Origin of the sequence: Limisphaera sp. VF-2, from assembly GCF_049537125.1 — a bacterium.
In the GTDB taxonomy this organism is placed as follows: Bacteria; Verrucomicrobiota; Verrucomicrobiia; order Limisphaerales; family Limisphaeraceae; genus Limisphaera.
Genome location: NZ_JBMVQY010000001.1, coordinates 787,951 through 804,074, shown reverse-complemented (window position 1 = coordinate 804,074; position 16,124 = coordinate 787,951). Strand labels below are relative to the sequence as shown.

Sequence of the window (16,124 nt, the reverse complement as noted above, 5' to 3'; positions counted from 1 at the left end):
CCGCGATCGTGCGGGCCGGGGGCTGCCAAAGCCCACGCAGCGTCATCCAGCAAGCCTTCGGGGAGGGATCGGAAGAAGACTCATGTCGCCAGGCCCGCAGGAGCGTGCGTCATCGGTATCCTGCTCGGTTGCCCTGGCCGGGGTATTCCCAACCGCCGGGGCATTTCGGGAGAGAAAAGTCGGCCGCACTCCACCAGTCCAGGGTTGCACTGGCCTGCTGCGGGGCGACGCGAGCACCGGTTTTTCCCAGCCTGCCTGAAGGCTCATGGGAGGCCACGGGCCGGCGGGTCCGGTGACTGTGCCGCCATGTGAAGACTCGCAGGAGGGGCCCGGGTGTCCGTGGAAAAGGTGGCCCTGAAGTGCCGGATGGCTTTCGTGCCGGGCGCAGGTTTGCGAGGCGGTTCGTTCAATCCTCGGCGAAGAGATACTCGAGGTCGGCCTGGGTAAGGCTGCGGGCGAAGCCTTGTTCGCCCAGAACGTCGGCAATGGTCTGGGCCTTGCGTTGTTGGAGCTCCCAGATTTTTTCCTCGACGGTGCCGGGGGCGATGAGGCGGTACGCGTTGACGGTGTGGGTTTGGCCGATGCGGTGGGAGCGGTCGATGGCCTGGGCTTCCACGGCGGGATTCCACCAGGGATCGTAGAGGATGACGTAGCTGGCGCTGGTGAGGTTCAAGCCGGTGCCGGCGGCGCGGAGGCTGAGCAGGAAGACGCCGGGTTCCGAGTCGTTTTGGAAGGTGCTGACCAGTTCCTGACGGTTCTTGGTCTGGCCGGTGAGGAGGTATGTGGGGATCTGGTGGCTGCGGCACTCCTCTTCGAGGATTTGGAGCATCTGAACGAACTGGGAGAAGACGAGCACTTTCTGGCCCTCGGCGACGAGAGGGTCGAGCAGCTCGAAGAGAGTCTCCGTTTTGCCGCTGGGGGCGTCGCTGCCGACCAAGCGCGGGTGACAACAGATCTGGCGCAGGCGGGTGAGGGCGGCCAGCACGTGCATATGGCTTTTGTGCAGGCCCTGGGTTTCGACGGCCCGCATGACCTGGTCGCGGCTCCGCCGCAGTTCGGCCAGGTAGAGTTTGCGTTGTTCGTCGCCCAGGGGACAGTCGCGCCGTTGTTCGATACGGTCGGGCAGGTCGCGGGCGACGTGTTTCTTGAGGCGGCGCAGGAGCAGGGGGCGCAGTTTGGCGGCGAGACGGCGTCGGGCGATGCGCTGGGCAATGGCGGCTTCCTCGGAGCTGCCGGTGGGCTCGTAGGTTTGAAGGAAATGTTCCTGGGAGCCGAGGTAACCGGGCTGGATGAAGTCCACGATGCTCCAGAGATCGAGCAGGCGGTTTTCAAGGGGCGTCCCGGTGAGGGCCAGGCGGTAGTCGGCTTTGAGTTGTTTGACGGACTGGGTGACTTGCGCGCCCGGGTTTTTGATGAACTGGGCCTCGTCCAGCACGAGGGCGCGGAAGCTGAATTTTTGCAAAGCCTCCAGGTCGCGGCGGAGGAGGGCGTAATTGGTGACGATGAGGTCGTGGTGGGGGATTTGACGTCGGAGGTTGTGCCGCTCGGCACCGCTCTCGAGCACCAGGACGCTGAGCTCGGGGGTAAAGCGTTCGGCTTCGCGCCGCCAGTTGTGCAGGACGGAGGCGGGGCAGATGACCAGGGAGGGTTTGGGCGAGCGCGGGTGGCGTTCTTTGAGCCAGAGCAACCACGCCAGGGTCTGGAGGGTTTTCCCCAGGCCCATGTCATCGGCCAGAATGCCGCCGAGTTTGAGTCGGCTGAGGTGGCAGAGGAAGTCGAACCCGGCTTTTTGGTAGGGGCGCAATTCGGCCCGGAGGCCGGCGGGGACGGGTTCGCTGGGGATGCCCTGGAAGGACTTGAGGCGTTCCCGCAGTTCGCGGGCCTGCGGGGTGTCGGCAAAGCGCTGGAACTCTTCGTCGGCAAGGTGGGCGGCTTGTTCGAGCCCGATTCGCACGGGTACGGGGGCGAGGCTTTCCAGGCCCAGATCGGCCATCGTTTCGTGGGCTTGTTGGACGGCCTCGACGTCGAGTTCGACCCAGCCGGCGTTGGGCAGTTTGACGTAGCGCGTGGTGGCGGTGGCGAGGCGTTCGAGATCGGCCTGGGTGAGTTGGTAGCCCTCGGCTTCCCATTCGGCGGAAACGGCCAGCCAGTCGATGCCGCTGCCGCGAACCAGCAGGCGGGGGCGAAGTTTCCGCGGTTGCAGGAAGAGACGGTGGAAGGCGGGGTTGCCGAGGTACTCGGCCTCGGGTGGACGCTGGGGCCAGGCGCGGGCCAGGACGTTGAGAAAGTTTTCGTTGGGATCGCCGGTCCAGAGGCCGGGCTCGGGGGAGAACCAGTCCAGTTGTTTGAGCCACTGCACGGCGGGTTCCAGGCGCGGGTCATCGAGGATTTCCAGTTTGTCTCCGGGGGCCGGCGGGTTGAGCCGGCGCCACTCCGTGCCGGTCCAGGTCCACAGGCTGCCGTCGCGTTCGCTGCGGGCCTGGAGGCGGAGGCGCACGGAGTCCTCGAGCAGCTCGAAGACGAATTGCGGTTTGGCGGCGTGCGTGGTGAAGAGACTGTCCCAGTTGGTGCCGTTGCCCCGCTGCGCCTTGCGCAGGTGATGAAGGAGACGGTGACTGAGCTTGCGCACGGGGACGGAGCGCCGTGTGGCCCAGTGAGCCAGGACGCCGGCGGGCGGGACATTCCGCAACAGATAGAACTCGTGATCGGCCAGTACCAGGGGTGGTTGCTGGGTGAAGAAACAGAGTCCCTCGAGGGAATGGAGCCGGCCGTCGGGACACCGCAGGCGATGGGTGAAATGGAGTTCGCCGTTGCAGGGTTCCAAGTGGGGTTCGAGTTCGGCGACGGCTCCGTGGAAGCGCAGGGGTGTGCCATCGGGTGTCTCGAGCCGGCCGTTGTGGCCCCAGCGGGTGAGCCAGTGGAGCAGGTCGGTGTCGGACAGGACGAGGGGTTCTTCGAGGGGCCGACGTGGTTTGTAGGTTTGGGCCAGCCAGGTGATGAATTCCCAGTCCGAGGGAGCGAAGAGCTCTTCTTCGTGCGCGGCGCGGGTGTGGAGGTCGAGGATCTCCTGCAGGGAGCGGAGGCGTTCGCCGGTGCGGGGCCGGGTGAGGGCGAACTCGATGAGGAGCTCGTGTCGGCCGGGGGCGTTTGGGCGGGGTCGCGGCATGGCCAACACGCGGAGCCGGGCGCGGGGTTGGTCGAGGAGGGCGGGTTTACGGGGGGCCAGCCAGTTCTCCAGTTCCTGCACGAGGGCGGCTTCCTGGGCGTCTTGTTCAGCGCGGGCGAAACGTTCGGCGTTGGCGTGGGGTTGAAGTTCTTTGGGCAGGGAACGTTTGGCGCGCAGGAAGAGGAAGGCGAGCTGTTCGAGCCGGGCATGGTCGCGGGCCGCTAGCAGTTTGGGCCACCAGTCGTCGCCGGGAAAATCGCGGCGACTCAGCCCGAGCCGTTCGAAGTAATCCTCCAGCAGCAACCAGGCGCGTTGGGGATCGGGACAAGCGGCGAATTGGGAAAGCAGCTCGGTGCGTTCGGCCACCAGGGCCGGGGTGTCTGACAATTCCCGGCGCAGGTCGGCCAGGGCCCCGTAGGCCTGGGACAGGACCGAGTGATGTGCATCGTATTTGCTGCCGGCCGTGCGGCGCGGCCCGTTTCCGCTCTGACTGGCGTGTCTCGGCATTTCCTGCAATCTCAGACGGTAATCCCCTAGGGTCCTACCATCTCGGCACAAACCGAACAGTCCGGTCAATCTTAAATGGCAGGCGACGCGGAAGCCGCTTCCACGAACCCATGCGGTGCGGCAATTCGGGCTGGCTGGTTGCGCGGTTGTTGAGTAGATTTTCCCAGCCTGCGCACTGCCGGCCGGGGTGAGTCGGACCCCACCCGGCGCTGACAGGCCCAGGAGCCAGGGGGTGCGACAGTGCCCGCCAGAGACAAAACGCGTATGAGGAGACGACCGTTTCGGTGCCGGGTCGTGGCAATCGAAGGCTTGCTGTGGTTGTGGCTGGGGCTTGCGGGAAGCGGCATGGCACAGGGACTCCTCCGGGAGGTGTGGGAAGGGCTGCCGGGATCTTCGATTCCGGATCTGACCAACGCCCCCGCGTTTCCGAACAATCCGACCTCCACCAACTACGTCACGGACTTTTTTGAAGCGCCGGTGAATGCGCTGGACAATTACGGCCAGCGCATGCACGGGTACGTGTCCCCCCCGGTGACCGGCGACTACATATTCTGGATCGCCAGCGATGATCAGGGAGAACTGTGGCTCAGCACCGATACCTCTCCGGCCAATCGCCGCTTGATCGCCTGGGTTTCGGGCTGGACCGATTCCCGCCAGTGGGACAAGGAGCCGAACCAACAGTCTGCGCCGGTCCGCCTGGTGGCGGGCCAGTACTATTACATCGCGGCCCTGCAGAAGGAAGGAGGCGGCGGAGACAACCTGGCCGTGCGCTGGCTCCGCCCCGATGGGGTGGACGAAGGGCCCATCCCCGCGCGGTATTTCGTGCCCTACGGCATTGCACTGACGCCGCCCGTCATCCGGCAGCAACCGACCAACACGACGGTCATGGAAGGCCAGCGGGCTGTCTTCGTCGTGCAACTGGTGAATCCCGAAATGGTCAGCTACCGGTGGCAACGAAACTTCGTGGACCTGCCCGGCGCCACCGGGCCGGTGCTGGAGTACGGACCGGTTCGGTTGACCGACCACGGGGCGCAGTTCCGGGTGATTGCCACGAACAGTCAGGGCAGCGTCACCAGTGCGGTGGCCGTGCTCACGGTCACACCGGACACCATTCCGCCCCAACTCCTGGCCGCCCGCAACGAAGGGCGCACCCAGGTGCGAGTCTGGTTCAGCGAACCGATGGCGGCACCCGGGGCGACCAACCCGGCCAACTACCGTTTGGACCGCGGCCGTGGGGTGGTGGCGGCGCAGTACGGTGCCGATGCCAGTCAAATCCTGCTGATCACCACCGAGCTCGCGTATGGGGAGACCTACACCCTGACGGTCAGCAACCTTTTCGACCAGGCGGCCACGCCCAATCCGCTGCCGCCCGGATCGCAAGTGCAATTCACGGCCTATGAGTTCGTCCCGCAGAACATTGGCAACCCTGCCTTGCCCGGCAACACGGTGAGCGTGCCGGGCGGGGTGGACGTCAGCGGCAGTGGGAGCACCATTGGCGGTGCATCAGATCAATTCCACTTCGGCTGGCAGGAACGAACCGGCGATTTCGATCTGGAAGTGCGCGTGGCGGGCCTGACGGTGCCGGATCCGTTTGTCCGGGCGGGCCTCATGGCCCGCGAGACGCTGGAAGCGTCGGCACGGTTCGCCGCGGCCTTCGCGGGCTCGGTCCAGCTGGGATGTTTCTTCCAAGCCCGCCTTACCAATGGCAGCACGGCCATCCTCAGCTCGCCACGCAGCGGGGTTGCGGTGAATTACCCCTACACGTGGTTGCGGTTGCGACGGAGCGGCAGCACGTTGACCGGGTTTGCTTCCCTGGACGGCCAAACCTGGACGCAGTTGGGCACGGCCACCCTGTCGGGCCTTTCCAATCGGTTGTACGTGGGGTTTGCCGTGTGCAGCGACGCCACCAACGCGGTGGCCCTGGCCAGATTTCGTGACTTCGGCCCCACGCGGAGCCAGGTCACCGGTACGACCAAACTCGAGCGCGAACCGGTGGGCCCCTCCAGCCGGACCACGGGCCTGATCTTCAGCGAGATCATGTATCATCCCGCGCCGCGGACGGACGGACGGAACCTGGAGTTCATTGAAATCCACAACGCCCGTTCGATCTTCGAGGAACTGACCGGTTGGCGTATCGGAGGCGACATCGAGTACCGGTTCCCCGATGGGTTCGTGTTGCAAGCCGGCGAGACGGTGGTGATTGCGGCCAGTCCCGATGACATCCGGGCCGTGTATGGAATCACCAACGTGCTGGGGCCCTACACGGGCAACCTGCCCAATGACGGAGGCCGCGTGGTCTTGTTCAACAATGCCGGTGCGATTCGGCTGGCGGTGGAGTATTCCGATGAGCCGCCCTGGCCGGCCGCAGCCGACGGAGCGGGGCATTCGTTGGTGCTGGCCCGGCCCAGCTATGGTGAGAACGACGTCCGTGCGTGGGCAGCGAGCGAACTGCGGGGCGGATCGCCCGGTGAACTGGATCCGATTGTGCCCCTGCCCCAGAAAAGCGTGGTGATCAACGAGTTCCTGGCCCACACGGATGATCCGCAGCTGGACTTCATCGAGCTGTACAACCGCTCGAACCAGAGGGTGGACCTTTCCGGGTTGGTCCTCACGGACGATCCCTGGACGAACAAGTTCCGCATTCCGGATGGGACCTTCATTGAACCGGGATCTCACCGGAGTTGGGATCAGAATCAGCTGGGCTTTGCGCTCAACGCGGCCGGAGAGACGATCTATCTGCTCAGCCCGGACGGCTCGCGGGTGTTGGATGCGGTGCGCTTCGGCGGCCAGGAAAACGGGGTCTCCACGGGCCGTTCTCCCGATGGTTCGCCGGACTGGCGGCGGTTGGCCTGGCCCACGCCGGGTGCCGCGAACGGGCCCCGGCGCATCGAGCCGGTGGTGATCAACGAAATCATGTATCACCCGATCAGCGAGGATGACGATGACGAATACGTGGAACTGCACAACCGCGGTACGGAGGCGGTGGACGTCAGCGGCTGGCGCTTCGTGCAGGGCATCGATTTCACCCTGCCGCCCGGGACGATGATCGCTCCCGGTGGCTTCCTCGTCGTGGCTCGGAACAGAGACCGGCTGTTGAGCAACTATGCGCAACTGAATGCCGCCAACACCGTGGGCAATTACTCCGGCCGACTCAGCAATGGCGGGGAGCGTCTTGCGCTGGCCAAGCCGGATTGGATCGTCATCACCAACCAATCGGGCGAGGTGAGCAGCAACCGCATCTGGATCACCGTGGCCGAGGTGGCCTATGTCGATGGAGGCCGATGGGGACTGTATTCCGACGGCGGCGGATCGAGCCTGGAATTGATCGACCCTCGCGCCGATCCCATGCTACCTTCGAACTGGGCGGACAGCGATGAAACGGCCAAGGCGCCCTGGACGAGCCTCTCGATCACCGGCCGGTTCGACCACGCCAATACCAGCATCAGCGCCAATCGACTCTACCTCGGACTGCTGGAGTATGGAGAGTGCCTGGTGGACGACGTGGAAGTGCTCCGCTTTGGCCAGAGCAACGTCGTGGCCAACGGGGGCTTCGAGAGTGGCAGTACGGGCTGGGTGTTCAGTGGCAATCACAGCACTTCGCTGGTGGTGTCCACAGGGGCCGTCAGCGGGGCCAACTGTCTTTATGTGCGGGCCACGGGGGACATGGACACCGGTCCCAACGCGATTCGAACCAGTCTGACCACGGCTCTGACGCTCAACACCACGAATGTGATCCGGGCCCGGGCCCGTTGGCTGGCCGGCTCGCCGCAGATCCTCTTCCGCATCCGGGGCAATGGACTGGAGCTGGCCGGGGATCTCATCGTTCCCAAAAACCTGGGCACACCGGGTCTGCCGAACAGCCGCCGGGTGGCCAATGCCGGCCCGGCCATTTACGAGGTGCGCCACGATCCCCCGCTGCCCGAGGCCAACCAGATCGTCAAAGTGACCTGTCGTGTTTCGGATCCGGACGGGGTGTCCCTGGTGCGGCTGCGGTATCGCATCGATCCTTCCTCCTCGCTGACCACGGTGACGATGGTGGACAACGGCACGCAAGGGGACGAGGTGGCCGGGGATGGCATTTACACGGCGCAACTGGCCGGCCGCAGCGCCGGTACCCTCCTGGCCTTTCGGATTGTCGCCACCGACCTGGCGGGTGCCTCCTCCACCTTCCCGGCCCGCGCGCCCCAGGAGGAATGCCTGATTCGCTGGGGCGATCCTGTCCCCTTCGGCACCTTCGCCCACTATCACCTGTGGTTTACCTCCGCGACCGCCTCGGCTCGGACGAACGGACTCGACAACACCTGGCGCGACAGCACGCTGGTTTATGGAAACCACCGGGTCATTTACAACACCGGCTTCCGCGACAAGGGCAGTCCCTACCATGCCGGCCGCGGCGACATCACCGCCCAAACCCCGGCGGACGAGCCCCTGTTGGGGGCCTTGCGCCGTGTGTTTGCCTCCACGGGCAACGGAGGTTCGGAAGCCACCGGAATCCGCAGTCAACTGGCCGCCTGGTATGCCCAGCAACTCGGCATCCCCTACCTGCACGCCCATTACATGCGGCTCTATTTCAACGGCAGCCTGTTCCGCCCCGACATCATGGAGGATCTGGAGGAACCGAACCACGATTATGCGGAACTGTGGTTCCCTGCCGACAACACGGGCGACCTGTACAAGATCGCCGTCTGGTTCGAGTTCCAGGACAACAATCGGGATTTCAACGCCACCAGCGCCACGATCGAGCGGTTCGTCACCGTGGACAACCAGTACAAGCTGGCCCGGTACCGGTGGAACTGGCAGCGGCGCACCCGGGATGGCGATGCCAACAATTACCGCCAGTTCTTCGACCTGGTGACCGCCCTGAATGACACCTCTCCGAATTATGTCTCCGGCGTGTTGAACCTGGCGGACATGGAGCAGTGGATGCGCGTGCTTTGCTTCGATTTTGCCATGGGCAACTGGGACGCCTGGACCTACCGCGTCGGGCAAAACATGTACCTGTACCGGCCCGCGGGAGGGAGGTGGGTGCTGATTCCCTGGGACATTGATTTCACCTTCGGCCTGGGGGATTCCAGCACCACCGCCCTGCGCGGAGGTCAGGACAACACGATGAACCGGGCCTATGCCAACGCCACGTTCCTGCGGATGAACTGGCGGGCCTACCAGGACACGATCAACGGGCCCTTCCGGCCGGAACGGTTCCAACCCCAGATCGATGCACGGCGTTCGATCCTTTTGAAGAACGGCGTCACCGGGCTTTCGCATCCTTCGGTCATCACTTCCTGGATCAATGCCCGGCGAAGTTACATTCAGAGCCAGTTGAACGCCGCCGACACTCCCACCTTCGCCATCACCTCCAACGGCGGTAACAACTTCACGTCCAGCATTCCGGCCGTGACCCTGGATGGCACGGCGCCCATTGCTGTGGCGACCATTGAGGTCAACGGGATTCCCTATCCGGTCACCTGGACGGGGGTACGCACGTTCCGGATCCAGGTGCCGTTGACCGGGCTGACGAACGTGCTGCAGTTCGTGGGGCGCGACCGCCTGGGCAATCCGGTGCCGGGGGCCCAGACCAGCATCACGGTGTATTACCTCGGAGCCATTCCCCGACCCGAGGACTACGTGGTCATCAACGAGATCCATTACCAGCCGGCCGCCGCGGAGGCTGCCTCCAGTTTCCTCGAATTGTTCAACCGTTCAACGACGACCAGTTTCGATCTGAGCGGATATCGTCTGCGAGGGTTGAATTACACTTTCCCTGCCGGGTCCGTAATGCAGCCCGGGGCCTACTGGGTGTTGGTGGCGAATCGAACGGCCTTCGAGGCGGTGTACGGGGGCGGCGTTCCGATTTTTGATGTCTATCCCGGCGGGCTGGCGGATGAGGGCGAACGGATCGCCCTGGTGCGACCGGGGGCCCTTCCCGGGACGGAAGAGCTCGTCACGGATGTGCGGTACTGGCCACGGTTGCCGTGGCCCACCAACGCCGCCGGTCTGGGCTCCTCCTTGCAACTCATCGACCCCGCCCAGGGCAGTTGGCGGGTCGGTAACTGGGCGGCCACCCCGACGAATCACCCGAACCGAACCACCCCGGGCCGCGCCAACGCCGTGGCAGAGACGCTGGCACCCTTCCCGCCCATTTGGATCAACGAGGTCATGCCGGAAAACGTAAACGGTCCGGCCGATGGTGCGGGCGAGCGGGATCCATGGGTGGAACTCTACAACGCGGGAGACCAACCCGTGGATTTGAGCGGATACTTCCTCACCCACACGTACACGAACCTCACCCTCTGGACCTTCCCGACGGGCACGGTCGTCCCACCGCGCGGGTTCCTGCTGATTTGGTGTGACGGCCAACCCCAGCAGAGCCGGTCCAACGAACTGCACGCCAGCTTCCGTCTCACGCCCGGATCCGGCGCGGTTGCGCTGACGCGACGTCAGGGTACGGCCCAGACCCCGGCCGTGGTGGACTACCTGGAATACGAGCAGCTGACCTCGGGTCGATCCTTTGGCAGTTATCCCGATGGCGAGCCCCGACAGCGCCGGCCGTTCGTCCACACGACGGCCGGACAGCCCAACAATCCCGAGATGCCGCCCGTCACCGTGCGGATCAACGAATTCATGGCCAGCAACGTTCGTTCCGTGCCCGATCCGGCCGACGGGGACTACGACGACTGGCTGGAGTTGTACAACGCCGGCACCAACGAGGTGGATTTGTCCGGTTACTATCTCACGGACGACCTGGAAAGTCCGACAAAGTATCGCATCCCCGCCGGCACGCGCATTCCGCCCGGCGGCTTCCTGTTGGTTTGGGCGGACGAGGAAACCGGTCAAACGCAACCGGGTGGGCCGTTGCACGCGAACTTCCGCTTGAGCAGGTCCGGCGAAGCCCTCGGCTTGTTTGCTCCGGACGGCACGTTGGTCGACGGGTTCACCTTCGGTCCCCAACAGGACGATGTGAGTCAGGGCCGATTTCCGGACGGCGCGGACCTGCCCTTGTACGAGCTGACCCGGCCCACGCCGGGTGCGCCCAATGAGCTGGCCGGAGGAAACCGTCCACCCGTCTTCGATCCGCTGCCAGAGCTGACCGTCGACGAGGGCGGTCTGCTGACCTTCACCGTGGTGGCTCGAGATTCGGACTCCGGTCAAACCATAACTTATCAGCTGGGTGGAGATGCCCCGGCGACGGCAAGTTTGGATCCCGTCACCGGGCAATTCCGCTGGACGCCGGACGAGGCGGATGGTCCGGCCGTCCACACGTTCACGGTGTTGGCCGTCGACAATGGCACGCCACCCCGGACCGCCGCGCTCCCCGTGCGGATCACCGTGCGGGAAGTGAACGCGGCGCCGGTCCTTCCACCGGTGGCGGATGCCGTGGTGGACGAGGGGACCTTGTGGGTGCTGCAGTTGGAGGCGTTGGACCCCGATTTGCCGCCGCAGCGGCTGACGTTTTCGCTGGCGGAAGGCCCCGAGGGCATGGCGGTGACCGCGGAGGGACGCCTGAGCTGGGAGCCGGGTCTGACCACGGGAGGCCAGAGCTTCCGTGTCACCGTGCGCGTGGAAGATGATGGAACGCCGCCCTTGAGCGCCACGCGCAGCTTCACCGTGCGCGTGGTGGACGTGCCCAATCCGCCGGTGATTCCGTTCATTCCCGCCCTGCAGGTGGACGAGGGGCAGGTCTTCGACTTCACGGTTGCCGCGTATGACCCGGATGAACCGCCGAGTCCCTTGCGGTTCAGCCTGGATCTGGCACCGCCGGGGGCCACCATCGATCCGATCACGGGTCGAATCCTTTGGCCCACCACGGAAGCCGACGGCCCGGCCAATCACGTCTTCATTGTACGTGCCACGGAGACCCTGCCGCCGCAGGACAGTTCGGCTCGCACGTTCGCCGTTTGGGTCAACGAGGTCAATCAGCCGCCGCGGTTGCTCCCCCTGCCGCCGTTGAAGGTTGGCGAGGGCCGGTCCGTGGCCGTGCGCGCCATCGCCGAGGACGATGACCTGCCGCCGCAGCAGTTCTGGTTCGATCTGGTCTCGCCACCCCCGCCCGGGATGGCACTGGATCCGGTGTCGGGCTGGTTGACCTGGACCGTTCCGGCCGACTTTGGCGCCACGAACCTGGTGCTGACGCTGCGGGTTCAGGACGACGGACCGGGGCTGCTGACGGCCACCCAGCAATGGCAGTTGCAGGTCGAGGTCCAGCCTCACCTGGTCATCAGCGAAATCCATTACCGGCCGGCCCAGCCGGGGACCGAATTCATCGAAGTGATGAACAATTCGTCCCGCACTTGGGAACCGCTGGAGCAGGTGTTGCTGACGGGAAGCAACCTGGTCTTCCAGTTCCCCGCGGGCATGCAGTTGGGCCCCGGACAGCGCGCCGTGGTGGTCCGAAACCGCCCGGCGTTTGAGCAGTTCTACGGCACGGCCCTTCCGGTGGCCGGCACGTGGACGGGCACACTGGGCACGGCCGGCGATCACCTGCGACTCGTGCGCCGTCCACCGTCCGGCCCGCTGCAGATTCTGAACGAAGTGCGGTACGAAGCGGCGCTCCCGTGGCCGCAGGCGGCCAACGGCGGCGGTGCTTCCCTGCAGTTGATCGACCCGACCCAGAACAACGGGCCCGTGGCCAACTGGGAAGCGATCCCACCCTCGCCCGCGCAGCCCTGGCTGTTGTTCACCTACACGCAGGCCTGGCGGTACAATCAAACGGGCGTCGATCTGGGCGACGCCTGGCGAAGGCCCGAGTACGACGACAGCGCGTGGCCCGTCGGCGCCGGCCTGCTGTACGTGGAAAATGCCGCCTTGCCGGCGCCGAAGAGCACGCCGCTCACGTTGGGACCGACCACCTTCTACTTCCGCACTGCCTTCCATCACTCCGGACCCGTACTGGGCACGCGTCTCATCGCCCGGGTGATCGTGGACGACGCGGCGGTGATCTACCTGAACGGGCAGGAGGTCCTGCGGGTGGGCTTCAGTCCCGAGACGCCGGTCACTCACGGCACGCTGGCCGAGCGTACCGTGGGCGATGCCGCGATCGAGACCTTCGAACTGGATTCGACCTTGCTGCGGCGGGGCCGCAACGTAGTGGCCGCGCAGGTGCATCAGGTCAGTACCGGCAGCAGCGACATCGTTTGGGGCATGGAACTGGAGCTGCAGCTCGTGGCCGAACCGAGCACGCCGGGGCGTCCGAACTCCATCGCCCGCTCTCTGCCTGCATTCCCGCCACTCGTCCTGAACGAGGTGTCCGTGTGGAACACCCGGGGTCCGGTGGACAACCTGGGCGAACGCGAGCCGTGGATCGAGCTGCATCACGCCGCGCCCTGGCCGTTGAGTCTGGAGGGTTGGTACCTCTCGGACTCGCTGACGAACCTCACCCGCTGGCCATTCCCCTCGGGCGCGGTTCTCCCCGCGTATGGATTCCCCGTGGTGTGGGCCGACGGGGAGGCCCAGGAAACCACTGCGGAGCACTGGCATGCCAACTTCCGGCTGGGACAATCCTCGGTTGTTTGCCTGGTGCGTGAGCAACCGGGTGGGCCGGCAGTGGTGGATTACGTACGGCTGCCCGGGATGGGCGCAGACGAATCGTACGGTTCGCTGCCGGACGGACAGTCGGTGCAGCGCCAGCTCTTTTCAGCACCTTCGCCCGGACTGCCCAACGCGATTTTCACGCCCCCGCTGCTGGACGCGCGCGTGCCCGGCGACGGAGGCGCCGTGGAGGTCGGTTGGGTCACCCTGCCCGGCGTCCGGTATCAGCTCCAGGTCACCGACAGCCTGCAGCCGGCCCGATGGCGGACCGTCGCGGACCTGGTTGCGCCGGGCGAAAGCTTGTGGTTCCGGGAACCGCGCAGCCAGGGACCGCGGTTCTATCGGGTGATCCTGCCCTGAGCGCCGTGTCCCTGCAGGAGCCTTGCGGCAAGTGCCACCCAGATTGACACTGCCGGCAGTCCTCATCGAGCGCGGACCGGGCAGCAGGCTCACGGCGCACGACCCCTTCGCCGGACCGGACCGGTCACCTCCAGGTAGATGCACTTGAGGTACTCCGCCTCGGGAAAGCTTGCCGGATGATCGTCGGGCTGCCGGGTCGTGCCCAGCTCCTTCCAGCGGCGACCCGATTGCGCGGCCACTTCTCGCACCAGGCCAAAGAAGGTCTCGGGCCTGACATGAGCCGTGCAGGAGGCCGCCACCAGGATTCCCCCGGGGCGCAGCAGATGAATCGATGCGCGGACGAGCTGGCGATAAGCGCGCAGCGCGTTCTGCACGTCGGCCGCTTGCCGGGCCAGCGCGGGCGGGTCCACCACGATCAGGTCGAATTTCGCCCCGTGCGCTTGCCGGAGCCATTCGAAGGCGTCGGCCTGGATGGTTTGATGATGGCAACGACGCACCCCGGGATGGGATGCATTGAGCGCGAAGTGTCGGCGTGCAGCTTCCAGGGCCGGAGAGCTGAGGTCGAGGTCGGTCGCCGCGCAAGCCCCACCGGCGGCGGCGGCGACCGAAAAGGCCCCGGAAAAGCTGAACAGGTTGAGCATGTGCCGGCCGGCGGCCAGAGCGCGAACCCGTTGTCGGTTGTCGCGTTGGTCGAGGAAAAAGCCGGTCTTTTGGCCCCGGCACACGTCGGCTTCGAACCACAGCCCGTGCTCGCGAAAGAGAACGGGTCGATCGACGGGCGGACCGTACAGGACCTGGCCATCGGACAATCCCCGGCGCTGGTGTGCCAATGGCTGGAGGTTGCGACTGAGCCGGAGCACCAGGCTGCGCGGCTGCAACGCCTCGCGGATCAACGAGACGATCATGTCCAACCAGGGCAGCCAGGCGGCGGTGTAAAGTTTGAGCACCAGCACGTCGCTGTAGCGGTCCAGGACCAGCCCCGGCCAACCATCGCTTTCGCCGTGGATCCATCGATGGCCCGTGGTGTCGGAATCGAATCGGCCCTGCCTGCGTTGCAGGGCCAGATGCAGCCGTTGGCGCCACCAATCCGGCTGCACCGGCACGGGCTTTCCCACATGGAGTACGCGCACGCGCAGGGGGGAATCCGGATCGAACAAACCCAGGGCCAGAAAGCGATTCTTCCGGTCGTAGAGGGCCGCCAGTTCGCCGGGTTCCCCGGGCCGGTTCTGCTTCTGAATGCTCTGATCGAAAACCCACGGATGTCCGGCGCGCACGGCCTCCTCAGCGGCCGGTTTGAGGTGGATGCGCAGCCGGGGTGTGCGAGCGACGGGCGTCTCCGAATCCGCGGCCCCCTGGAGATCCTGTCCCGGAGGGGTTGTGGAGGAGGACGGGGAGCTCATGGCACCAGAACCGCGGCCCCGACCAGGCGTCCGGAGCGAAGTCGGTCGAGCGCTTCATTGGCCGCGGCAAGGGGAAGAACCGTGGTCTCCACCTGAAGAGGGCACTGGGCCACCAGCCGAAAAAACTCTTCGCCATCGCGACGAGTCAGATTGGCCACCGAGCAAAGGGAACGTTCTTCCCAAAGGTCACGATAGGGAAAGGAGGGGATGTCGGACATGTGAATGCCGCCGCAGACCACGATGCCGCCCTTGCGCACGGCCCGCAGGGCCCGCGGCACCAGTGCACCCACCGGGGCAAAGACGATGGCGGCGTCCAGGGGCTCGGGCGGCGACTCGTCAGACGAGCCGGCCCAGACGGCGCCCAGCCGGAGCGCCAGTGCCTGCGCAGCGGTGTCGCCGGGACGGGTGAAAGCGAAGACACTCCGTCCCTCGTGCCGGGCGATCTGCGCCACCAAATGCGCAGCGGCGCCGAACCCGTAGAGGCCGAGATTGCGAGCCGGGCCGGCTTTGCGCAGGCAGCGGTAGCCGATCAGCCCTGCACACAGCAACGGCGCGGATTTGACCGGATCGAGGTCCGGGGAAAGCGGGAAACAGTATCGCGCATCCGCGCAAGCGTACTCGGCGTAACCTCCATCCACGGTGTAACCGGTGAATCGGGCCTCGTCACAAAGGTTCTCCCGGCCCGAGCAACAATAAGGGCAGTTGCCGCAGGTCCGGGCCAGCCACGGGATGCCCACGCGCCGGCCCGGCTCCAGCCCGGTGACGCGTTCCCCGGTCTCCACCACCTCGCCCACAATCTCGTGCCCGGGGATCAGGGGAAGTTTGGGATGAGGCAACTCGCCGTCCACCACGTGCAGATCGGTGCGACAGACGGCGCACGCCAGGACCCGAACCACGACCTCGGTGGGACCGGGCCGGGGGCGGGGGACCTGCCGCAGTTCCAGGGGCCGACCGGGTTGCTCCAGCACCATGGCGCGCATCATGTTTTTCAACATGCGCCGACTGGTGGGAAAAGCAAACCTTACGGAGTCGGAGGGCTGCAGGGCGATTCCCGCAACTCCGGAGCAATCCCCAATCGAGACCGGGCCGGGTCGCTTGCTTCCGGTGTCGATGCCCGCGGCAAAGAATCGGCTCCGAACGCACAGGGGCGCGGTTCCGTATTGAAC

4 protein-coding genes are annotated in these 16,124 nt (G+C 65.7%); 1 reads left to right on the top strand and 3 read right to left on the bottom strand.

Translation table 11 applies throughout. From position 1 onward, the window contains the following. Positions 1-406 precede the first annotated feature (406 nt). Positions 407-3,673 carry a DEAD/DEAH box helicase gene (locus tag ACPDIT_RS02810; RefSeq protein WP_423441339.1) on the bottom strand — a complete coding sequence of 1,089 codons (3,267 nt, stop codon included), beginning with the start codon at positions 3,671-3,673 and terminating at the stop codon, positions 407-409. A gap of 264 nt (positions 3,674-3,937) precedes the next feature. Here ACPDIT_RS02810 and ACPDIT_RS02805 point away from each other — a divergent pair, with 264 nt between their 5' ends. Then, positions 3,938-13,558 (top strand): lamin tail domain-containing protein, encoded by a 9,621-nt coding sequence (locus ACPDIT_RS02805; RefSeq protein ID WP_423441337.1) that lies wholly within the window; start codon positions 3,938-3,940, stop codon positions 13,556-13,558. A gap of 89 nt (positions 13,559-13,647) precedes the next feature. On the opposite strand, the gene ACPDIT_RS02800 is transcribed toward ACPDIT_RS02805, so the two are convergent. Then, positions 13,648-14,958: a class I SAM-dependent methyltransferase gene (locus ACPDIT_RS02800; RefSeq protein WP_423441335.1), complete on the bottom strand. Its 1,311-nt coding sequence runs from the start codon at positions 14,956-14,958 to the stop codon at positions 13,648-13,650. Further along, positions 14,955-15,938: a zinc-dependent alcohol dehydrogenase family protein gene (locus ACPDIT_RS02795; RefSeq protein ID WP_423442564.1), complete on the bottom strand. Its 984-nt coding sequence runs from the start codon at positions 15,936-15,938 to the stop codon at positions 14,955-14,957. The genes ACPDIT_RS02800 and ACPDIT_RS02795 overlap by 4 nt, the downstream gene beginning before the upstream one ends. Between the last annotated feature and the right edge of the window lie 186 nt (positions 15,939-16,124).

Bases quoted from the DNA above. Each gene is read 5' to 3' on its own strand.
- ACPDIT_RS02800 (WP_423441335.1), bottom strand. From the start codon at position 14,958: ATGAGCTCCCCGTCCTCCTCCACAACCCCTCCGGGACAGGATCTCCAG.
- ACPDIT_RS02805 (WP_423441337.1), top strand. From the start codon at position 3,938: ATGAGGAGACGACCGTTTCGGTGCCGGGTCGTGGCAATCGAAGGCTTG.
- ACPDIT_RS02795 (WP_423442564.1), bottom strand. From the start codon at position 15,938: ATGCGCGCCATGGTGCTGGAGCAACCCGGTCGGCCCCTGGAACTGCGG.
- ACPDIT_RS02810 (WP_423441339.1), bottom strand. From the start codon at position 3,673: ATGCCGAGACACGCCAGTCAGAGCGGAAACGGGCCGCGCCGCACGGCC.